Annotated in this window: 18 protein-coding genes and 1 tRNA gene; 10 read left to right on the top strand and 9 right to left on the bottom strand. The window is 64.0% G+C overall.

Annotated elements, in window-relative coordinates; genetic code table 11:
- Positions 1 to 135: 135 nt before the first annotated feature.
- On the bottom strand, positions 136 to 1,248 hold the full coding sequence (locus O9Z63_RS15425; protein WP_270126187.1) for a sensor histidine kinase: 1,113 nt from the start codon (positions 1,246 to 1,248) through the stop codon (positions 136 to 138).
- A gap of 228 nt (positions 1,249 to 1,476) precedes the next feature.
- Here O9Z63_RS15425 and O9Z63_RS15420 point away from each other — a divergent pair, with 228 nt between their 5' ends.
- A complete protein-coding gene (locus O9Z63_RS15420) occupies positions 1,477 to 3,912 on the top strand; it encodes an outer membrane beta-barrel protein (protein ID WP_270126186.1) in 2,436 nt (811 codons plus the stop codon).
- Positions 3,913 to 4,106: 194 nt separating this feature from the next.
- On the opposite strand, the gene O9Z63_RS15415 is transcribed toward O9Z63_RS15420, so the two are convergent.
- The 4 genes from O9Z63_RS15415 to O9Z63_RS15400 form a co-directional block, all read right to left on the bottom strand.
- Positions 4,107 to 5,219 carry a hypothetical protein gene (locus O9Z63_RS15415; protein WP_270126184.1) on the bottom strand — a complete coding sequence of 371 codons (1,113 nt, stop codon included), beginning with the start codon at positions 5,217 to 5,219 and terminating at the stop codon, positions 4,107 to 4,109.
- A gap of 215 nt (positions 5,220 to 5,434) precedes the next feature.
- Positions 5,435 to 6,304, bottom strand: coding sequence for an AraC family transcriptional regulator (locus tag O9Z63_RS15410; protein WP_270126183.1), 870 nt, complete (start codon positions 6,302 to 6,304; stop codon positions 5,435 to 5,437).
- Positions 6,305 to 6,751: 447 nt separating this feature from the next.
- Positions 6,752 to 7,489, bottom strand: coding sequence for a subclass B1 metallo-beta-lactamase (gene bla, locus O9Z63_RS15405; RefSeq protein ID WP_270126181.1), 738 nt, complete (start codon positions 7,487 to 7,489; stop codon positions 6,752 to 6,754).
- Positions 7,490 to 7,642: 153 nt separating this feature from the next.
- Positions 7,643 to 8,269, bottom strand: a complete 627-nt coding sequence (locus O9Z63_RS15400; protein WP_270126180.1) for a DinB family protein — start codon at positions 8,267 to 8,269, stop codon at positions 7,643 to 7,645.
- Positions 8,270 to 8,572: 303 nt separating this feature from the next.
- Between O9Z63_RS15400 and O9Z63_RS15395 the strand changes: the two genes are divergently transcribed.
- The 7 genes from O9Z63_RS15395 (at position 8,573) to O9Z63_RS15365 (ending at position 15,977) form a co-directional block, all read left to right on the top strand.
- A complete protein-coding gene (locus tag O9Z63_RS15395) occupies positions 8,573 to 10,006 on the top strand; it encodes an aldehyde dehydrogenase family protein (RefSeq protein WP_270126179.1) in 1,434 nt (477 codons plus the stop codon).
- Between the two features lie 302 nt (positions 10,007 to 10,308).
- Positions 10,309 to 12,351, top strand: a complete 2,043-nt coding sequence (locus tag O9Z63_RS15390) for an FAD-dependent oxidoreductase (protein WP_270126178.1) — start codon at positions 10,309 to 10,311, stop codon at positions 12,349 to 12,351.
- 195 nt (positions 12,352 to 12,546) lie between these two features.
- Entirely contained in the window at positions 12,547 to 12,969 is a 423-nt protein-coding gene (locus O9Z63_RS15385; RefSeq protein ID WP_270126177.1) for a hypothetical protein, read from the top strand.
- A gap of 143 nt (positions 12,970 to 13,112) precedes the next feature.
- Positions 13,113 to 13,610 (top strand): hypothetical protein, encoded by a 498-nt coding sequence (locus O9Z63_RS15380; RefSeq protein ID WP_270126176.1) that lies wholly within the window; start codon positions 13,113 to 13,115, stop codon positions 13,608 to 13,610.
- A 66-nt stretch (positions 13,611 to 13,676) separates the two neighbouring features.
- Positions 13,677 to 14,783 carry a DUF3616 domain-containing protein gene (locus O9Z63_RS15375; protein WP_270126175.1) on the top strand — a complete coding sequence of 369 codons (1,107 nt, stop codon included), beginning with the start codon at positions 13,677 to 13,679 and terminating at the stop codon, positions 14,781 to 14,783.
- A gap of 15 nt (positions 14,784 to 14,798) precedes the next feature.
- A complete protein-coding gene (locus O9Z63_RS15370) occupies positions 14,799 to 15,308 on the top strand; it encodes an acyl-CoA thioesterase (RefSeq protein WP_044015680.1) in 510 nt (169 codons plus the stop codon).
- A gap of 111 nt (positions 15,309 to 15,419) precedes the next feature.
- Complete coding sequence (locus O9Z63_RS15365) at positions 15,420 to 15,977, top strand: type 1 glutamine amidotransferase domain-containing protein (RefSeq protein ID WP_270126174.1); 558 nt, start codon at positions 15,420 to 15,422, stop codon at positions 15,975 to 15,977.
- Positions 15,978 to 16,067: 90 nt separating this feature from the next.
- Here O9Z63_RS15365 and O9Z63_RS15360 read toward each other — a convergent pair whose 3' ends face one another.
- Both O9Z63_RS15360 and O9Z63_RS15355 read right to left on the bottom strand, forming a co-directional pair.
- Positions 16,068 to 16,580 carry a DUF6992 family protein gene (locus O9Z63_RS15360; RefSeq protein WP_270126173.1) on the bottom strand — a complete coding sequence of 171 codons (513 nt, stop codon included), beginning with the start codon at positions 16,578 to 16,580 and terminating at the stop codon, positions 16,068 to 16,070.
- A gap of 78 nt (positions 16,581 to 16,658) precedes the next feature.
- Positions 16,659 to 17,351 carry a porin family protein gene (locus O9Z63_RS15355; protein ID WP_270126172.1) on the bottom strand — a complete coding sequence of 231 codons (693 nt, stop codon included), beginning with the start codon at positions 17,349 to 17,351 and terminating at the stop codon, positions 16,659 to 16,661.
- A 200-nt stretch (positions 17,352 to 17,551) separates the two neighbouring features.
- On the opposite strand from O9Z63_RS15355, the gene O9Z63_RS15350 reads away from it, so the two are divergent.
- A tRNA-Val gene (locus tag O9Z63_RS15350) sits at positions 17,552 to 17,626 on the top strand.
- 200 nt (positions 17,627 to 17,826) lie between these two features.
- Complete coding sequence (locus O9Z63_RS15345; RefSeq protein ID WP_270126171.1) at positions 17,827 to 18,735, top strand: histone deacetylase family protein; 909 nt, start codon at positions 17,827 to 17,829, stop codon at positions 18,733 to 18,735.
- Between the two features lie 155 nt (positions 18,736 to 18,890).
- Here the strand turns inward: O9Z63_RS15345 and O9Z63_RS15340 are convergent, their stop codons facing one another.
- Positions 18,891 to 19,697: a methyltransferase domain-containing protein gene (locus tag O9Z63_RS15340; RefSeq protein ID WP_270126170.1), complete on the bottom strand. Its 807-nt coding sequence runs from the start codon at positions 19,695 to 19,697 to the stop codon at positions 18,891 to 18,893.
- 169 nt (positions 19,698 to 19,866) lie between these two features.
- The gene (locus O9Z63_RS15335; RefSeq protein ID WP_270126169.1) at positions 19,867 to 20,976 is read right to left on the bottom strand and encodes a type III polyketide synthase; all 1,110 of its coding nucleotides are present in this window, start codon (positions 20,974 to 20,976) and stop codon (positions 19,867 to 19,869) included.
- Positions 20,977 to 20,981 lie beyond the last annotated feature (5 nt).

The following is a 20,981-nucleotide window of genomic DNA, read 5'->3' as shown; positions in this document are numbered from 1 at the left end:
TGCTGAGCATGTGGCGCATCGAGCCAGGGTGCGCAGCCGCAGCATCTCTACCGCTTTGTTGCAGCTGTAATCAGACGTCAACACGCGAGATTCCTCGGCAAGCTCGGAATGACGTGCTGTAGTCCGTTGTGCTCACTACACCCGCAGCGTCAGCTCGGCGCGGTAGCGGCCGTTTTGTTCGGTGAGGTGCAGCTCGTGGGCGTTGGGGTAGTAGAGGTTGAGGCGCTGGCGGATGTTCTGCAGGCCGATGCCGCCGCTGCGCTTGGGCGAGGCGGCGGGGGCTTCGGGCAGCATGTCGTTTTCGATGAGAAAGTGCAGGCGGCCGGGCGTGGTGCTGAGGGTGGCCTGCACGGTGGCCGCGTCGGAGAAGTGGTGGCGGCCGTGCTTGAAGCTGTTTTCCACCAGCGGCAGCAGCAGCAGCGGCGGCACCTGCACGCCGGCCGTGTCGCCCACGGCCCGGAATTCCACCCGCGCCCCGGCGTACTTGCGCTGCTCCAGCTCGAAGTAATTGGCCATAAACTCTACCTCCTCGGCCAGCGGCACCTGCGCCTTGCCGCTGTCGTAGAGCACATAGCGCATCAGTTCCGAGAGCAGCAGAATGAAGCGCGGCGTTTCGGGCGAGCCGGCTAGGCTCAGGCCGTAGATGCTGTTGAGCGTGTTGAACAGAAAGTGGGGCTGCAGCTGGGCCTTGAGCTGCTCCATCTGCAGGGCCAGATGGTCTTTTTCGAGGTGGCGGCGGCGCTGCTCGTGCTCGAAGGCCAGCCGCACAAACGCCACGCAGCTGAAGGCCAGCAAATCGGTAAACAGCAGGCTGATGTGGTATTGGGCTCGGCCCAGAAGGGTGGCAGCGGCTTCCAGGTACTCCTGCAGGTAGTAGCGCGCCAACTGGGGCGGGCTGGGTATGTACTGAAACAGGCCGTGGGCCAGCACCAAGTTCAGCTTGATGCCCCACCATGTGTAGAGCAAGGCCCCCACGCCCAGCAGCACGTAGCGCCGGCGGCGCAGCAGCAGTGGCAGCAGCCCGCGGTAGTAGGGCACAATGTAGAGCGTGGACAGCAGCGCAAACAGCATTAGCTGTGGGTAGGGGAAATTGGCGCGCTCCGTGAGCGGCACAAGGCGCCCGGCCTCCTGCATGAAGAAGTTGTACTTGTAGAGGCCCACATACAGCAGCCATACCAGCCCCTCAAACACAAGTGGAAAACGACTGGGCCGGTCGGGGCCGGTGGGGGTGAGGCGGGGCATTTGCATGGGGCCAAGTTGGCGGATTTTCCGGCCGCCTGCAGCATGCGCAAGGCCGGATTTCGACCAATGGGGGTGTTTTTTTCGACCAAAAATCCGGGCCGGCTACTTGGTCGGGTCGGGGGCGGGAGTGGTCGAAAAACGCGCTGGAAACGCAGTGAGAGGCTGTTGCTTTGTCCCATTCCCAGCCGGTTGGCGGTTGGGTTTTCCCTCGACACACTGCTCACTTCCAAGTCCATGAAAAACGTTTCCGCCTCCCTGCTCCTCGTTGCTGCTCTGGCCGCCGTACCCGCCGTAGCTACCGCCCAAACCGCCTCGGCGTCGGCCGGCCAGCACGCCGCTGCCGCCCTACGCGGCACCGTCGCCGACAGTCTCTCCCAGCAGCCGCTGCCTTTCGCTACGGTGGTGCTGCAGCCCGCCACTACTGCTCCGGTGCTCAGCACCATCAGCAACGAGCACGGTGCGTTTCATTTCGAGCAGGTGCCGGCCGGCCGCTATCAGCTGCTGGTGCGCTACATCGGCTACAAAACGGCGGCACCAGTGGCCGTGGAAGTAGGCAGCGGCCAGCCCGCCATGCTGGCGCCCGTGCTGCTGGCGCCAGCCGGCCAGCGCCTGAAGGGCGTGACCGTGACGGCCACCAAGCCCTTTATTGAGCAGCGTGCCGGCAAGCTGGTGCTGAACGTAGCGGCCAGTCCCCTGGCGGCCGGCGGCAGCGCCTACGATGTGCTAGGCCGCGCCCCCGGCGTGCTGGACCAAAGCAACGGCTTCCAGCTGCGCGGCAAGAAGGTAGCGGTGCTGCTAGATGGCAAGCCTACCAACCTGAGCGGTGCGGAGCTGAAAACGATGCTGGAAGCCATGCCTGGCAACACCCTCGACCAGGTGGAAGTCATTGCCAACCCTTCGGCCCGCTACGATGCCAATGGGGCCGCCATCATCAACATCATCACCACCAAAGGCCGCAAGCTGGGCACCAACGGCACGGCCACGGTGGGCGTGGGCGCCGGGGAGTACGGCCGCTACAACGCCGGCCTCAGCCTCAACCACCGCACCGCCGCCCTGAACGTGTACGGCAGCCTCGACCGGCAGGAAAACCAGGTGTATAGCACCACCAGCGCCTTCCGCCGCCTTGGCGAGGGCCGCGAGCTGCGGGAAAACGGCCGGGAGGTGCGCCACAACCAGAACAACTCCGCCAAGCTGGGCCTGGACTACGTGCTGAGCGAAAAGTCGTCGGCCGGCGTGCTGCTGAAAGGCATGCTCAATACCCGCGACCGGGACGCTCAGAACTTGGCCCGCCTCAGCGACAATACGCTGCTCTCGGCCTCGCACGTGCAGACCACGGGCGCGGCGCAGTTCCTGAGTCCGACCCTGAATGTGTACTACAAAACTAAGCTCGACACCGCTGGCCGCACCCTGAGTTTGAACGCCGACTACTTCGGCTACCGCAAAGACTGGCACAACGACTACACCACCCGCACCTTCGACGGCAGCCTGCAGCCAACCGGCCCCTATGACCTGCTGCGCGACAACTCCCCGGCCCGCAACTCGGTGCGCTCCTTCTCGGCCGATTATGCCCAGCCCCTGGGCCGCGCCCATCTGGAGGCCGGCCTGAAAACCACCTTCACCACCACCGATAATGACATCCGCTGGGAGCAGGCCCCGGCCGGCCAGCCCTGGACGGTGGATTTGGGCAAAACCAACCACTTCATCTACCGCGAAAACATCAACGCGGCCTACGCCACCGTGGGGCACACGGTGCGCAAGGTGGTAGTAGAGCTAGGTTTGCGTGCCGAGCAAACCAACACCACCGGCACCTCGCTCACCACCGGCCAGCGCACCGACCGGCACTACCTCAACCTGTTCCCGAGCGTGTCGGCGCAGTACAACAAGTCGGAGAAGGTGCAGCTCGGCTTTGCCTACAGCCGCAAGATTGACCGGTTTGCGTTCGGCATTGTAAACCCCTTCGTGACCTACGTGAGCCAGTACCGCTATGTGCAGGGCAACCCCAGCATCAGTCCGTCCTTCTCGCACAACTTCGAGTTCACTCACTCCTATAATAACCTGCTGAGCACCTCCATCAGCTACGGCCACCACACCAACGTGCTCATCGACAGCTACCGCCAGCTCGAAGGCACCCAGATTGTGGTGAACTCCTTCCGCAACTTCCGCAGCGCCGAGTCGGTGTCGGCCAGCACCACGCTCATGAGGCCTCTGCTCAGCGGCAAGTGGATGACCGTCACGACCCTGGGCTTGGAGTACGCCCGCGTCAACAGCCCGGCTCTGGGTTTGAACAATGCCCGCCCTTCCACTTACCTGTCCAGCAACCATACGCTCACGCTGCCCCACGGCTTCAAGATGGAAGCTTCGGCCATGTATATGTCGCCGATGACGTTTGGCGGCCTTGCGTTCAAAGCCCGCTTCAACACGGGGCTGGGTGTTTCCAAGTCGCTGCTCAAGGATGCCGCCACGCTCACGCTCAACGTAACCGACGTGTTCAACACCCAGCAGAACCGCTACGAGGTGCTGGCCGCCGGCCTCAACTCCCGCAACCTCGATAAAGCGGAAAGCCGCTTTGTGAAGCTCAACTTCAGCTACAAGTTCGGCAACCAGCGCGTGAAAGGCAGCCAGCGCCGCAGCACCGGCATCGAGGCCGAGAAGTCGCGCATGGAGAACTAGCCGCCTATGGGCAGGTAGCCAGGCCCGGAGTATCCGGTAGCCGCCGCCCGCTCCCATTATCCAGTCTTTATAGCCTAGTAAGAAAGGTATTTATCAAGTAGTAAGGTGTTTGTATCGGGCTATGCTATGCCTATCTAAAAAGCCCGTGGTGTGTTACACACCACGGGCTTTTTGCCTGTCCGGAGCAGCCTGCTTTATTGAATGACGCCGTAGCCGCGCAGTTCGGCATCAATCCGGCGGTTCCAGCGGTCCTGCGTGGCCGCGTCCTGGCCGTGGCGGGTTTCCAGGTCGTACTGGTCCTGCAGGCGGTTCATTTCGGTGAAGGATTTCAGGTATTGCAGCTGCAGGATGCTGTTGTAGTCTTCCACCGTGAGGCTGTCGGCGGTGGCTTTGCGCCGGAACCGCTCGGCCACCAGCCGCACGATGTCGAAGTGGCGCTGCTCATGGTTGAGGTTGTAGGGCGTTTGCTGGCCGAGTCCCACCCAGGAGCTGCTGCGCACCACAAACACCTGCAGCGTGAGGCCCAGCTGCACCACGCCGCGCACCACCCGCGGCTGCCCCCTATAGGCAAACCCCGGAAACACCGTGGCCGCGTAGTCGCCCGGGCGCGGCCGGCCTGTGAAGTCAGACCAGCGCAGCGGGCGGGCGGGGTCATAGAACAGCGTGTCGGGCTCGGTCAGGCGCTGGTCGTAGCGAAACGTAGGCTGCACGGCCGTGGCCAGGCGCACGTCATGGTCGGCGGCCTGGGTTAGCCAGCCGTTGAGGTAACGCAGGGCATCGGCCAGGGCCTGCCGCAGGGTGGGCTCCACCACGGCCGGGCTGGCCAGCGGGCGGCCGTAGCGGGCACCGCCACGATACTCAGTGAGGAGCAGCGGCGGGCCATCGGGCCGCTGCCACTCAAACGCCAGCCGCACACTCACCCGGCCTTCTGCCTGCCCGCCTGACACGGCCGTTTCCTGCACCCGCAGCTCCTTTATCCGGATGATGATGAGCCGCTGCCCGGCCGTGCGCGGCAGACTCTGGCGGGCAAACTGCCGCAGGGCCCCGGCCGCTCCGCCCTGCAGGTCGGTGGCGAGGGGCGGGCCGGCTGGCGTGCCTGCCCGCGTCGGGGCCGGCAGCAGCCACGCCACGGCAGTGCGGTCGGCCCGGTCGTCGCGCACATCCACCACCGAGAAAGTGGCGGCCTGAATGCCGAGCGGCGCGGGCAGCAGCAGCAGGGTCTTAGGAGCTCCGGCCGGCATGGCGCCCAGCAGCAGCCACACCAGCGGCAGCGCTAGGCGCAGCCAGCGGAATCCGGCAAGCGGCACGTTGGAAAAAGGGAAAGCAGGCATCATCTGCCATACACCTAGCCGGCGGCCTGCGTTCCGCCCATGGTGCCCAGCCGATAAAACGCCGCCACCAGAACGTCATGCTGAGGCGTAGCCGAAGCGTCTCGCGTGCTGACGCATGATTACTACTTCAACGTCAGCCCGCGAGATTCCTCGCAAGTTCGGAATGACGTGCCTCTTGCCGGTACTTCTGCCTACGCCGCTGCGCGCTGCTTGCGGTATTCGGTGGGGCTGTAGCCGGTGTAGCGCCGGAAGGTTTTGTTGAAGTGTGACAGGTTGTTGAAGCCGCTGGCGTAGCACACCTCCGTCACCGACAGCTCCTCGTCGATGAGGCTGCGGCAGGCTTGGCCCACGCGGTATTCCTGCAGAAACTCGGTGAGCGTGAGGCGCGTCATCTTCTTGAAGTAGCGGCAGAAGGCCGGCACCGATAAATGTGCCACCTCCGCCACCTGCTGCACCGAGAGACTGGCCCGGAAGTAGTGCTGCTCCACAAACTGGTACACCCGGCTCAGGCGCTGCTGCTCCTTGCCGCTCAGGGCCTGGCTGCCGGCGCCGGCGTGCAGCGGCGTGTAGTCGGAGGGGGCGGCCTGGGCCAGGCGCTGCAGCACCTGCAGCAGCAGCAGCAGGCGCGCGAAAGGCGGCGCGTGCAGCAGCTCGCGCAGCAGGTCGCCGGCCGCCGCGCGGGTCATGCCCCCAAACGAGAGGCCCTCGTGCGAGCGGGCCAGCAGCTGCCGGATATCGGCCAGCTCGGGGTGCTGCCAGAACTCCGGCCCCAGGAAGTCGGAGCGCAGCTGCACCACTATTTCCTCGAACGGCGTGCCGGCCGGCAGCCCATAGCTGAATGTGAGGTGCGGCAGGTCGGGCCCAATAAGCACCAGCTCGCCTTCCTCGAAGCGCGAAATGTGCTGCCCGATGTGCCGCCGCCCGCTGCCCTGCGGAATGTACACCAGCTCGTACTCGGGGTGGTAGTGCCAGAGCAGGCCGGCGCTTTGCACCTGGGTGTAGTGCAGCAGCGTGAAAGAGCTGTCGGCGGTCGGGTGGATGGGCTCAAACTGCAGTTTCATGGCGGAGTAATGCTTTACTGGCTGATACTTCTTGCGAAATTAACACATTAAGTCAATGCAGCACCTGCATCGGCTAACTACGACGTAGTAACCCCCTGATTAACTGCCGAAATTGTGTCACGATTCAGGCCTGCTGCCGGTCGTCGGTTTCGGCCGGCTTTTTTCGGCAGCAATGACCTGGTTTCAAGAGCACTAAGAAGCGGACGGGGGAGAAGTTGAAACGCAGCTTATCCGTCTTTTCTGATAGAATATAGCTGGCGCAAGCCAGCAGGCAGAGAGTGCGCCGGCGCTGTCTGCCACCAATATCCAGCGGCATTGGGTGGGAATTTTGCCGCTGGCCCGTTCGCCGATTTCGTCGACGGACGTTAAAAAAGCTGAGGCCGTTAGGTCTCAGCTTTTTTCGTTTTCAGCCTATTGGTATTGATGATGAGGCCGCCGTACGCCTTGCTACCGGCCATTGAGCGCCGTCTGGGGCTTGCGTGGAGCATTGCGCAGCAGGAGCAGCGTGTGGGCCAGCAGATCGGGGCTGCCCCATTGGCCGCGGCCGGGTACCAGCACTTCGGCCTGCGGATAGCGGGCCTGCAGCTTGCGGAGCGTGGCGGGCCACTGTTTCAGATTGGTTTCGGCCGTGCTGCTCAGCAGCTGCGCCGTGGCGTCCTGCACTAGGTCGCCGCCGAAAAGCACCCGCTGCTTAGGCAGCCACGCCACTAGGTTGTCGGGGCTGTGGCCGGGGCCGGGGAAGAACAGCTCCAGCTTCGTGCGGCCCGCCCGGATCAGCGTGTAGGGCTTGATGGCCGGCGTAGGCGCCCCAAAAGGCAGCCGGCCGGCCCGCTTGGCCGTGAGCGGCGTGCTGTACACCTTAATATGGTTGGCCTGCAGCACGGCCAGCCCGCCCAGCCGCGCCTCCTGCGCCCCCGATACCACCACCAGCCGCACCCGCTGGTGCAGGCTGTCGGCCACCCAGCGCAGCAGCTCCAGCGTCTGCTCCGGGTCCCAGGCCGTGTCGATGAGCAGCGCGCCTTTGCTGGTGCTCACAATCAGGCCATTGGATGCCACGGGCTCGGTTTTGCCGGCGTAGCGGTGGTAGGAAGTATGCACAAATACGTTGGGGGCCACGCGCCGCACCTGCAGATGCAGGGCAGCCGGCCGGGGGCGGGGCGGCGGACCGGCCAGGGCCCAATTCAAAGAAAATAAAGCCAAAAGCGCCGGCAGCATCAGCCGGCGTACGCAGCGCAAGGGGCGCGGAAACAGAACAAACATTCAGAAAAATCAATGAACAAGCTTCCCTAACGGCGCACCGCCCCGGATAGTGCCCGCGCCGCCGAAACCCGCGCCTGCTCAGCCGATAATCTGCCGGATGTGGTGTTCCATGTGCACCACGTAATCTTCCACCACCCAACCCAGCGTCACGGTGTAGCCGTTTTCGAACTCGCAGCGGTGCTGGAGGGATGCGGGCGTGAACTGGGCCAGCAGCCGGGCCAGCTGCCGGTTGTACAAAGTCCAAAGCTGCAGCAACTCGGCGGCGGGAGCCGTCTGGTAGGCGCCGCACGCCACCCAGCCATCCTGCTGATACGACACCATCCGGAAGGGCTCGGGCCCCAGCTGGCACAGCACGAAGCGCTGGTAGTTGTTGGTAGCCGAGTCGAGCAGGTGCCCCAGCAACTGCCGCCGCGACCAGCCCCCGGGCTGCAGGGGACGGCTCAGCTCCAGTTCGTCGTAGTCGGGGAAATGGTGGTTGAGCAAGTCCAGCAGGTGCTGCAACCGGGCCAGGGCCTCTGCCAGCGGCTTTTCCGCGGGCGGTAGCGTTGGCGTTGGGCTGCTGCCGGCCGCCGTGCCCGTGGCTGGCTCCGGCCGCCGCCGCCGGCCGCGGCGCCGCGGCTGCAACGTGCCCACCAACCCTGGGGCCGTTGCCGCATGGCGCTGGTGGTGGGTAGCCACTGCGGCAAGCGGGTGAAGATCAAGCATATTTCCAGGAAAGTAGCAGATTGGGTGGGCAAAACTACGGCAAACCAGCCGGCATTTTATCAGGCTTTTCTATATATAATAGCTTGATAAATAGATTTTTGTTGCTTGTTTACGCGCCTGCTGCAGTCGGCCGGGGCCAGTGGCCGGCTGGTTGACTGGCGCCGGCGCAGACAGCCCCGGCCAACAAGCCGGGGGCCTGCGCGCTTATCAGGCCGCCGGCGGGCCGCGCCGCGCCGGCCACCGCCGCCGGCCGTACGTACTACTCACACCGCTCACCTGTTCCGCTCTTTTTCCTCTGTCATTATGGAGTCTGCCCCCGAATCCGTTGCTTCCGTGGCCCTTGGCCGCCTGTTTGCGCAGCAGCAAGCCCGCAGCGCCGCCCTGCGCCGCGAAGATGTTGCCGCCCGCGCCGCCCGCCTCCGCAAGCTCAGCCACTGGATTACGGAAAACCGCGCCGCCATCCAGCAGGCGCTCTACTCCGACTTCCGCAAGCCCACCACCGAAACCGACGTGTCGGAAATCTGGCCTTCCCAGACCGAAATCAAGCATACGCTGCGCCACCTCAAGGAGTGGATGGCGCCCCGCCCTGCCGAAACGCCGCTGGCCCTGCTGGGCGCGCGCGGCTGGGTGCAGGTCGAGCCCAAAGGTGTCTGCCTCATCATCGCGCCCTGGAACTACCCGTTTTACCTGGCCATCGACCCGCTCATTTCGGCGCTGGCCGCCGGCAACTGCGTCATCATCAAGCCCTCGGAAATGACGCCTACCGTGGCCGGGCTGCTGAGCCGCATGGCTCGCGAGCTGTTCGACCCGGCCGAGGTGACGGTGGTGGAAGGCGATAAGGACGTGGCCACCGAGCTGCTGCGCCTGCCCTTCGACCACATTTTCTTCACGGGCAGCCCGCAGGTGGGCAAGGTGGTGATGCGCGCCGCCGCCGAGCACCTCACCAGCGTCACGCTGGAGCTGGGCGGCAAAAGCCCGGCCATCGTGGACGAAACCGCCGACCTGCGCGACGCCGCCGAGAAAATCGTGTGGGGCAAGGGCATCAACGCCGGCCAGACCTGCGTGGCGCCCGACTACCTGCTGGTGCACGAAAGCGTGCAGCAGCCGCTGCTGCACGAAATCGGGGCCGTGGTGCGCCGCTTCTACGATGCTGGCAATGAGGGCGTCGTCGCCTCCGACTCGTTTGCCCGCATCGTCAACCAGCACCACTTCGAGCGGGTGGCGGGTTTGCTGGAAGATGCTCAGCTGCACGGCGCCACGCTGGCCCTCGGCGGCCATGTAGACGCCAGCCAGCGCTTCATCGAGCCCACTGTGCTGCAGAACGTGGCCGCCGATAGCCGCATTATGCAGGAAGAAATCTTCGGGCCGCTGCTGCCGGTGCGCACCTTCCGCACCCTGCAGGACGTCACCGACGAGGTGAACTCCCGGCCCCGGCCGCTGGCGCTGTATGTCTTCACCCAAAGCAAGGAAAACCAGCGCTACTTGCTCGGCAACATCCCGGCCGGCGGCGCCGCCGTCAACGAAACGGTGCTGCACCTAGCTCACCCCGAGCTGCCATTTGGCGGCGCCGGCAACAGCGGCCTGGGCCGCGCCCACGGCCACGCCGGATTCCTGGCCTTCAGCAACGAAAAGTCGGTACTGAAACAGCGCACTGGCATGACCGGTATCAAACAGTTCTACCCTCCCTACACCCCCAAAGTAAAGCGCATGGTAGGCCTGCTGCTGCGCTGGCTGTGAGTTTTGGGTGATGAGGTGATGGGGTGATGAGGTGACAGGTCACAGGTAAAGAAAGACCGTCATGCAGAGGCGCAGCCGAAGCATCTCGCGTGCTGATGTTGCAGTGATAATCCAACGTCAGCACGCGAGATTCCTCGCTCCACTCGGAATGACGTTCTTTCTTTACCTGTCACGGTTCACCTCATCACGATTCACCAATTTTCGTATGCAAGCCGAGTATTTCTGCGGAAAAAGCGCGAACTTTTGGGAGCCGGCGGGCCGACTACCGCCTGCCGGCTTCCCACCCTGACGTTCGCAGTGCCATGCAGTTCACCGAAGCCCAGCGCGCCACCCTGCGCGCCCTCGCCGATACCTTTATTCCTGCCGTGGACGGGCCTGCGGAGCACGCGGCCTTCTGGCAGCGGCGCGGCTCCGAGGGCGTCGACGTGGGTCAGATTGGGGAGATACTGGACGAGCAGCCCGCCGCCGCGCGGCAGGAGTTTCTGAAGCTGCTGGGCTTGCTCGACTCGCCCACACTGGGCCTGACGTGGTTTGGGCCGTTGCGGCCGTTTGTGCGTTTGCAACCCGCCCAGCGCGAAAAAATGCTGCAAAGCTGGGCCCAGAGCAACGTGCCGCAGTTGCGCAAAGGCTTCCACGCGCTGCGCAAGCTGCTGCTGATTCTGTTCTACGGCGGCGCCGAAGCCGGCGGCCGCAACCCGGTCTGGGACAGTATCGGCTACTCCGGCCCACTGCCCGCCGATCTGCCCGTGGACACCGCCAAACCCATCCAAACGCTGCAGCCAACTCAGAATGTAACCTACGACTGTGACGTGCTGGTGATTGGCAGCGGCGCGGGTGGCGGCGTGGTGGCCGGGGAGCTGGCCGCCGCCGGCCACGACGTGCTGGTGCTGGAAAAAGGCCCCCACTGCCACGGCTGCGACTTCACGCAGCGCGAAGTAGACATGCTGGGCAAGCTCTACGACGCTAAAGGCGCGCTCAGCACCCAGGACGGCAGCATTGGCATTCTGGCCGGCGCCTGCCTGGGCGGTGGCACCACCGTCAACTGGGCCGGCGCCTTCCGCACCCCCGACTACGTGCTGCAGGAGTGGGCGCGCGAGCACCAGCTGCCGCACGTGGCCACGCTGGAATTCAAGAAAAGCCTCGACGCCGTGAGCCGCGCCCTGAGCGTGAACATCGACTACACCCGCCACAACGGCCAGAACCAGGCCCTCTGGGACGGCTCTACCCGGCTGGGGCAGGAGGTGAAGTTGATTCCGCGCAACGAAAAAGGCCTCACCGACTCTGATGCCCACTTTCAGGCCCTCGGCTACACCACCCTCGGCGACGCGCACGGCATCAAGCAGGGCACACTCAACACCTACCTGCTGCAGGCCTTCGAGCACGGCGCGCGCCTGCTGGCCGACACCCGGGTGGAGCGCGTCACGATAACCGACGGCCGCGCCACCGGGGCCGAGGCCGTGCACACCACCGCCGACGGCCGGCCGGTGCGCGTGACGGTGCGGGCCCGGCGGGTGGTGGTGGCCGGCGGCGCCATTCAGACGCCGGCGCTGCTGCTGCGCAGTGGCCTGCAGCATCCGCACATCGGGCGCCACCTCAATCTGCACCCCACGGTAGTGGTATCGGGGATGTATGATAAGCCGATGCAGCCGTGGTTCGGGCCCAGTATGTCGGTGGTCAACGACTGTTTCACGATGCTCAACGGCACCAACTACGGCGCCAAGCTGGAAACGCCGCCCGCCCACGTGGGCCTGATGAGCATGGTGATGCCCTGGCTCAACGGCCGCCAGCACAAGCAGCTCATGCAGCAGGCCGACCACCTGGGCTCGTTCATTGTGCTCACCCGCGACCGGGACGGCGGCCGCGTCAGCATCGACAAGCACGGGCAGGCCATCATCGACTACACCCTCTCCGAGCACGACCGCGCCAACATGCTGACCGGCGTGCGGGCCGCCGCCGAAATTCATGCCGCGGCCGGCGCCCACACGGTGCTGCTGCCTCACGGTACACTGCCCTTGCTGCGTGTGAAAGACGGCCAGCCGCAGAACCCCGAAGTGCTGGACCAGCTCGCGCACCTGAGCTGGAAGCCCAACCAGTTCGGGCTCTACAGCGCCCACCAGATGAGCACCTGCCGCATGGGCGGCGACCCGGCCACGCACCCCACCAGCCCTACCGGCGAGCTGTATGAAGTGAAAAACCTGTTCGTGGCCGATGCCTCGGCCTTCCCGGCCTGCAGCGGCGTGAATCCGATGCTGACCGTAATGGCGCTGGCCCACTACACGGCCCAGCAAATGAAGGCGGCCGTGCCGGTGGCGCCTGCGCGGGTGGCGGCCGTTGGGGCCGTTTAACGGCGACAGGTTGGCCGCATCAGCACTGGGTGGGAAAGGGTGCTATGCTGCAGCTCGTAGAGCGTGGAAACGGGGCTATTCGCTTTGGAACTGCAGGCGTCGGCCGGGCTTAGCGCAGAATATAGCTGGCAATCGATGATCGAAAACCTGCTTTTTCGCGTATGCGAGGCACACGCCTGTTTTCGTTATTGCCGTATGCGTCTCTCTCAACTCTCTTTTTCGCTTCTGCTGCTGGCTACGCTGTCGGTAGGATGCGCCCGCCGCAACAAGGCCATTCCCGAAGCTAGATCGGTAGCCGTGGCGCCGCCGGCGGCGCCCGCGCCCGTGGTAGCACCCACCGCCGCCCGCGACATGACCGACATCATGACCGAGGAGCTGAACCTGACCGCCGAGCAGCGCCAGAAGGTGCGGGCCATCCTGTCGGGGGTTGCGGAGCAGGCCAATGCCGCTCAGAAGCAGTTCGCCAACAACCGCCCGGCGCTGCTGGCCGAACAGAAGCGCATCATTACCACTTCTGACAAGGAGCTGCAGCAGGTGCTCACGCCCACCCAGTACCAGCAGCTGAAAGCCAAGCAGCGCCAGATGCAGGCCCAGCGCCAGACGCGTAAGACCAACTAGCAGCCTGAGGCCGCAGCTGGTAGAGGAATTTTTCTGGATAAAACTGCTAGTCAGGCAACTGATTGTCAGGAGGCTGCATCTGCAGATGCGGCCGGCTGTTCCGGCCGCCCATTCGTGGGTTCACGCCTGTAGAGCACACTGCCATGAAACTGCTTTTCCTCCTGCTTACGAGTTTGCTGGTGCCGGCTGGCACGGCGGCGGCCCAAACCATATCGGCTACCGACCGCCAGGCATTGGCCCGGCAACTCAACCACCTGTTGCACGACCCGCGCAAACCGTCGCAGGAAGTGAAGCTGGAGCTGAGTGGCTGCCACGTGCAGCAAACCATCCGTGATACAAAGGCCGACGTGCAGATGAGCCAGCCGGTGGCAGTGAGCGTCAGCAAAGGCAGCTCCGATTGGGCTGTGAACCTGGATAACGGCCGGTTTGAGCTGAAGATGGGGTTCGACTGGCAGGACGTAACGGCCCTCAGCTACGCCCCCAATACCGACGATGATGGCCGCCGTAGCTACGAGCTGCGCGTGAAACGCCACTCCAAAAACACGGATACCACGACCACCATGAGCCTCTACACCACCGATGAAGCCGTGGTGAAAGACTTGGTACGCCGGCTGGAGCAGTTGCGCCGCAGCTGCCGCTAGGCTGGGCCCGCCAAAACCTTCCGGCGGCGGGCGCGTTGGCACGGGCAGCCACTATTCTGTTTCGTTATGCGCCGCCAGCCCTACCAGCTTCATTTCAATCCCAAACTCAGCCTCAACGAGGCCGGCAAGCACGTGCGCGACGGCCTCTCCACCGTGCTGCGCACCGGTGACAACCTCTGGCTGAGTTGCGATGAGCGCACCAGCATCGAGCGCCTGCGCCTGACCGGGCCGCACGAGTTTGGCGAGCATTGCCGCTACGAGCTGGCTGACCTGCTGGACCTCACCAACGAGGAGGAGAATGTAGAAATCGACATCGAGGGCCTGGGCGAAGCTGACCACTACCTCTGGATTATCGGCTCGCACAGCCTCAAGCGCAAGAAGCCAGACCCTGCCGACGCCGATACCGCCAAGCAGATTGCCAAGCTGGCCAAGGTAGAAGAGGAGGCCAGCCGCTACCTGCTGGCGCGGGTGCCGCTGCTGCTCAACCCCGAAACCGGCGACTACGAGCTGCACAAAAAAGCCCCTCACCCCACCGACCCCACCCGCACCCTGCACGCCGCCCAGCTGCGCGGCACCGACGAGTCCAACGACCTGCTGGACCTGCTGGCTCAGGATGTGCATCTGAAAGCATTCATGAACATCCCCGGCAAAGACAACGGCTTCGATATCGAAGGGCTGGCGGTGGCGCCCGATGGGCGGCTGTTTATTGGCCTGCGCGGGCCGGTGCTGCGGGGCTGGGCGGTGGTGCTGGAGGTGCTGCCGCGCGAAGACAAGCACGGCCGCCTGCGCCTCGACGTGGTGCCCGGCGCCACCGAGAAATACTACAAGAAGCACTTCCTCGACCTGCACGGCATGGGGCTGCGCGAGCTACGCCAGCGCGGCTCCGACCTGCTGCTGCTGGCCGGCCCCACCATGGACCTCGACGGTACCATTGCGGTATATTGCTGGCCCGATGCCCTACGTTGCGAGCAGGACAGCCTCATTGGGGCCGATAAGCTGCAGCGCCTCTACGACATTCCGCACGGTTCCGGTGCCACCTCCGGCCAAGACAAGGCCGAGGGCATGGCCCTGCTCGACGACCAGCACATCCTCATCGTGTTCGACAGCCCCACCGACGCCCGCAAGCCCAAGCCGCACTACGTCGTGGCCGACAGCTTTTCATTGCCTTCCTAATCAGTTTCAGTTTTCATGCCCCTCGTTCAAACGCCCGAAACCACGCACCGCATCCATTTTCAGGACTGCGACATGCTGGGCCACCTCAACAACGCCCGCTACCTCGACTACTTCCTGAACGCCCGCGAAGAGCACACCATTCAGCACTATGCCCTGAACCTGGGCGAGCTTTCCCGCGAGCAGAACGCGGCCTGGGTGATTACCAAGCACCACCTCAGCTACCTGCGCCCGGCCAACCACGGCGAAGTCGTGCGCATCCGCACCCAGCTCATCCACTTCGATAACTCTAACCTGGTGGTGGAGATGCAGATGCTCAGCGAAGACGGCCAGCGCCTCAAGGCGCTGCTGTGGTCGGAAATGGCGTTTGTGTCGGCGCGGGCCGGCACCCGCTCCGAGCACTCGGCGGCCCTGATGGACATGCTTAGCGAGTTGGACGTGGAGCACGTCGACTACGACCCCGACGGATTCGACGAGCGGGTGAAGGCCGTGCGCAAACAGTTCAAGCAGCTGCGCCGCGAAGAATAAGGCCGGATCTTATACCAACCCGGTCGGCTGTCTGCCGTTAAGGAAAAGGTCGGTTGCGCTACGCAGCTGGCCTTTTCTGTTCTTTCCTCCCAACCACTTACACTACTACCCATGTCTATATTTGGCAGCGACAGCCTCAAAGGAAAAACCATCGCCATTGTAGCCACCGACGGCTTCGAACAGTCGGAGCTGGAGAAACCCAAGAAGTTTCTGGAAGGCGAAGGCGCCGAAACCCACGTTATTTCGCTGAAGAGCGGTTCTATCAAAGGCTGGGACGAGAAAGACTGGGGCGACAAAGTAAGCGTGGACAAAGTAATCGGCGACGCCAAGGTGGCCGACTACGACGCGCTGGTACTGCCCGGCGGCCAGATGAACCCCGATATTCTGCGTACCGAGCCGGCCGTCATCAGCTTCATCGGCGAGTTTGTGCGCTCCGGCAAGCCGGTAGCCGCCATCTGCCACGGCCCCTGGACTCTCATTGAGGCCGACACGGTGCGCGGCAAGAAGCTCACCAGCTGGCCCAGTCTGAAAACCGATATCAAAAACGCCGGCGGCCATTGGGTTGACGAAACCGTGGTAGTCGACGGCAACCTCATCACCAGCCGCAACCCGCAGGACATTCCCAATTTCAACGAGAAGATCAAGGAAGCCCTGGTAGGCAAGCAATAAGTCCTCGGTGGCCTCAGGCCGCCACTGGCAAAAATGCCCCGCTGACCTCAGTTGTCAGCGGGGCATTTTTTTGTGCGGAGTACCCGCCTGCTACGAAACCAAAGCCAGAAGCTCGTTGGCGTAGCGGTGGTAGAGCAGGTAGAAGCTCACATCAAACAGCAGCAGAAACCCGCCCTGCAGCCACAGCGAGCGGCCGTAGCCCAGGAGCTTTTCGGGCGGCACCGTTGTGGCGGCCCGGGCGCGCAGCCAGCTGCCGCACACCACGTAGGCCACATCGAGGCCTGCGTTGAAGAGCAGAATCTTCTCCATCGTGAACTGCGCGGCCAGGCTGTCGGCCAGGGGCAGACCGGCCACGTGGTTGGGGTTGGCGTGGAGCAGGCCCCACACCGCAATTCCCATATTCACGAAGGCCCAGCCCACGTTCATCAGATGAAAGTAGCGGGCTTCGGCGCGTGGGTCGGTGTGCATCACGCGGTAGCCGCTCACCAGTAGGTTCAACAGGGCCCAGGCGCCGAGCACGCCCATGCCGCGCTCGGCCAGCAACTCGCGGGCGTGGTTGAGGGCATCGAGGCTGGCGGTGAGTAGGAGGCTGTCGGCAGTCATGCGCAGGAAAGAAGTTCAGACACTAAAAAAGGAAGCCACTGGCTTCCTTTTCGAGGCAAATAACCCGAAAGCGGGTGCTTAGTTATTGATGCCAACTCCCAAGTACACCTGGAAGACCCCGTTTTTCACGTTGTCGTAGGCGGAAGCGCCGGCGTCTTTAGGGTCGTTGTAGATGTCCGACAAGCCCAAGTCGTAGCGGGCACCTACGCGGGCCGGGCCGACGCGGGCCTCCAAGCCGCCCACTACGCCATACTCCAGGCTGTTGAGGCCAACGCTGGAAATCTGGCGCTCTTCGCCGGCATACTTGGCTTTCACCAGCAGCGAAGCCTGCGGACCTACGTGCAGGCTCACGTTGTCGAGGAAGTTATACACGAACAGCACGGGCACCTGCAGGTAGTCGAGGCGGGTTTCGCGTACCTGGCCATTAGCTTGGCCTACGTTCGAACCCGAGATAGAGAACTGCTGCGCGTCGAAGCCCTTACGGGTAAACAGGAATTCAGGCTGAATCGACACTTTGTCGTTGAGGCCGAACTGGGCATACAGGCCAGCGTGGTAGCTTTTCAGGCTCGAAAGGTCTTTATAAGCACCTTTGTCGCCGCCACGCAGGTCAGCCAAGTTGAAGCCGGCTTTTACGCCGAAACCGTTGTTGCGCGAGTCGCTGGTACCAGGCGAGTAGCTGGTAGACGACATCGAGCCGCCGGGCGTCTGCTGGGCCTGAGCGGCCGTGAACGAAGCGCAGCCAAGTGCGAGGAGTACAGGTAGTTTGTTCATGAGGATAGTTAGAAATCGGAGGACTGGGGGAACAGAATGGCCGGCTGGGGCCGGTGCTTTCTGCCGCCGCTTTAGCGGCAGCAGCAGGCAAGGATACGCGGCCACCGCATCGAGGTTGTAAATTTTTATGGGATGCAAAGCAGCAAGTGTAAAAACGGCTGCTATCTTTGGCGCTTTCCGGCCGCCGCCAGAAGGATTGCGGGGCGTTAGCTCAGTTGGTTCAGAGCATTACCTCGACAAGGTAGGGGTCACTGGTTCGAGCCCAGTACGCCCCACGCATTCCTTCCCCGAATCCGAAATAACCGCCCCACCGGCGGTTATTTTCGTTTTTGGCAGGTAACTATTGCGGAGAGCTACGTCAGGCAGAGGCGCAGCCGAAGCATCTCGCGTACTGATGTTGAGTTACTAATCCGGAGTCAGCACGCGAGATGCTTCGGCTGCGCCTCTGCCTGACATTCTTTTATCGTCTCATTCTATGCTTTCCATTGCCTGGGCCCCGCTCTACGCGCATCCGCTGCCGGAAAACCACCGTTTCCCGATGCTCAAGTATGAGCTGCTGCCGGAGCAGCTGCTGCGCGAGGGCACAGTGCCGGAAAGCGCTTTTTTCGTGCCCCAGCCGCCCCCGGAAGCCGATATCCTGCGCACTCATTCCGCCGACTACTACCAGCGCCTGCGCGACGGCCAGCTCACGCGCCACGAGGAGCGCGCCACCGGCTTTCCGTGGAGTGCGCAGCTGTTTGAGCGCGAAGTAACCATTCTGGGCGGCACGCTGGAGTGCGCACGCCGGGCCCTGCACGGCGGTGTGGCCCTCAACATTGCGGGCGGCACCCACCACGCCTTCCACGACCGGGGCGAAGGTTTCTGCCTGCTCAACGACCAGGCCGCCGCCGCCGATTACCTGCTGGCCCACCCGGAATTCAACGTGCGCAAGGTGCTGATTGTGGACCTCGACGTGCACCAGGGCAACGGCACGGCGGCCATCTTCCGGCACGAGCCGCGGGTGTTCACCTTCAGCATGCACGGCGCCCGCAATTACCCGCACCGCAAGGAGCAGTCGGACCTGGACCTGCCGCTGCCCGACGGCACCGACGATGCCGCGTATCTGGCGCTGCTGCACGACACGCTGCCCCGCCTGCTGGAAGAGCAGCAGCCCGATTTCGTGTTCTACCTCAGCGGCGTGGATGTGCTGGAAACCGACAAGCTGGGCCACCTGGCCCTGAGCCGCGCCGGCTGCCGCCTCCGCGACGAGTTTGTGCTGGAGCTGTGCCACCGCCACGGCCTGCCGGTGGTAGTGTGCATGGGTGGCGGCTATTCCCCGCGCATCATCGACATCGTGGAAGCCCACGCCAATACCTTCCGCGTGGCAGCGGATTTGTGGAGCTAGATGGTGGGTTGGTGGATTGGTAGGGTGATGGAACGCGCCACCTAAGCATCTCGCTGGCCTATGCCTGCCTGACACTGTTCCGACAACCGCTCTGGAGCGCCGGGTTGTGCAGCAACGTCAGCAAGCGAGATTCCTCGCTCCGCTCGGAATGACGTTCAATCTACTCCAATCCACTCCAATCCACTCGTCCCAGTCAAAACCAACTGCCAACGGAAGGCCCAGCGCCAGCGCAGGCGGTAGTGCCGGATTCCGGCACGCTGTAACAGCCGTTTCCAATCGGGGCCGGTGAAGGCGCGGGCCACGGACAGGGGGGCGTCGTTCTGCACGAGGTGGGAGCCGCGCAGGAGGCGTGTGAGCCACTTAATGCTGTAGTAGGCCAGCGGGTGGCGGTGCAGGTCATTGATGATGACGGCCAGCCCGGCCTGTTCTTGCCAGCTGGCCAGCATTTCGGTTAGCGTTTCGTCAGAGAAGTGGTGGCAAAACAGGCTGCACGTCAGCACGTCGAAGGGCTGTTGCCGGAACTGTTCGGAGAAGATGTCCTGCTGCTGAAAGCTGATTTCCGGGTAGTCGCGGGCCTTATCGGCGGCGTAGCGCAGCATAAACGGGTTGGCGTCGATGCCGACCAGCTCCACCGGAATCTGGCGGCGGCGGGCCCAGCGGGCAATGTGGCGCAGGGTGTCGCCACCGCCGCTGCCCAGGTCGGCGAGGCGCAAGGGACGGCCCGGCGGCAGCTGCGGGCGCAGCTGCTCCAGCGCGTGCAGCACCGGCGCATAGCCCCCCAGCCAGGTGTTGATGGTTTCCAACTCGTCGAGGTTGCGCCGCAGTGCGTCGGAGGCCAACGACAGGTCGTCCATCAGCTCCTCCTCAATAGCGCGGCGCGAGAAATCAGGCATGATGGTGGGTTGGAGGATGGGTGGGTTGGCGGGGTGGCGGGGTAGGCGGGAACGAGGGAAGAACGTCATTCCGAGCTTGCGAGGAATCTCGCCAGCGTAGTAATTCACTGAAAACTCGTCAGGCTCCCCCCTCTCCACGGGAGAGGGGGCCGGGGGGTGAGGCCCACGTCAGCACGCGAGATTCCTCGCAAGCTCGGAATGACGTTCCAATCCGCCATCCTACCAACCCATCACTCCACTATACCACCACCCGCAGAAGCATGGCTTCCAGCGTGAGGCCGGGGCCGAAGGCGAAGCTCAAAATGGGCGCCCCGGCGTCGGCGGCGGCGAAGCCACCCAGCAGCTCGCGCAGCACAAACAGCACCGTCGCCGACGACATATTGCCGTACTCGCGCAGCACGTGGTAGGCCGGGGCGTTGTCCTGCTTGCTGAGGCCCAGCTCCTGCTCGATGGTTTCGAGAATGCGCCGCCCGCCCGGATGAATGGCAAAGTGGCGGATGTCGGCCAGCTGCACCGGCAGGTTGCGCAGCAGATCGTCGGTGAGCTTGCGGATGCCACGCTGAATCAGCTTGGGCACGTACGACGACAGCGTCATCTCAAACCCGAAGTCGTTGACGTGCCAAGCCATGTCGGCGTGGCCGTCGGGCTCCAGGCCGCAGTGGAAGGCTTCCATGGCTAGGTGCGGCCGGCTGCCCGTGGGCGTGCCCACCACCAGCGCCGCCGCCGCGCCGTCGCCGAACAGGGCGTTGGAAATCAGGTGGTCTTCCTCGTGGTGCTTCTGAAAGTGAATGGTGCACAGCTCGGTGCATACCACCAGCACGCGGGCCCCGGCATCGGCGCGGCAGATGGCGTCGGCCAGCTTCAGGGCATTGAAGGCCGCATAGCAGCCCATGAAGTTCACGCAGGTGCGCTGAATGTCGGGCCGCAGCCCCAGCCGGTTCACCAGCTCAATATCGAGGCCCGGGGCATACATGCCGGTGCAACTCACCGAAATCAGGTGCGTGATGGTATTGGCGGCCACTTCCGGGGCCTGCTGCAGGCATCTTTCGGCGGCGGCGGCGGCCAGCGGCAGCGCTTCCTGCCGGTACACCCGCATGCGCGCCCCCACCGACGGAAACGGCTCCAGGTCGGGCGTGTTCGGGAAGAAGGTGAAGTCGCCATTGGCGCGGCCGTAGTCGGGCAGCACGGTGTAGCGGTGCCCGATGCCCGACACCCGGTACAGGGCCCGGAGCTTGCGGGTGTCAGCATCATCGAACTGCAGGGCGCGGGCCATGAAATCCCCGATCTGGGCTTGTAGAAGACGGTGGGGCGGGTTGGCAGTGCCGATGGCACTCAAATAGCTGATCATTGACT

The organism is Hymenobacter yonginensis, assembly GCF_027625995.1.
GTDB classification, from domain to species: Bacteria; Bacteroidota; Bacteroidia; order Cytophagales; family Hymenobacteraceae; genus Hymenobacter; species Hymenobacter yonginensis.
The sequence above is the reverse complement of the archived record's forward strand: the minus strand, read 5'-3'. Positions and strand labels throughout refer to the sequence as shown.